At 41.3% G+C, this 247-nt stretch carries 1 protein-coding gene; it reads left to right on the top strand.

Annotation, left to right across the window (positions count from 1 at the left end):
• A partial coding sequence (locus LKX83_RS32780; protein ID WP_227887464.1) for a malate:quinone oxidoreductase occupies window positions 1-200 on the top strand: 200 nt, incomplete at its 5' end.
• Window positions 201-247 lie beyond the last annotated feature (47 nt).

Genomic DNA, 247 nt, shown 5'->3' with positions numbered 1-247 from the left:
CTACTGCCGTTCACGTTATGCTTGAGGTAATAAAAAAATGCTTCCCACAACAGCTACAAGAGTGGGAGCTGAAAATAAAAGAAATGATTCCTTCTTATGGCGTTTCACTTGCGGAAAACCCAGAGCTTTTCCACGAGATTCAAACTTCAACAACACAGACGCTTGGTCTAGTCGGTCAAAAACAGTACGCATACGCATAGGGACGATTTGTAATTGCTACGATCATACCGTACCAGTAAAATTGAAA

The organism is Cohnella baijiui, from assembly GCF_020731285.1.
Classification (GTDB): Bacteria; Bacillota; Bacilli; order Paenibacillales; family Paenibacillaceae; genus Cohnella.
This window is presented reverse-complemented; position numbering and strand designations above follow the sequence as displayed.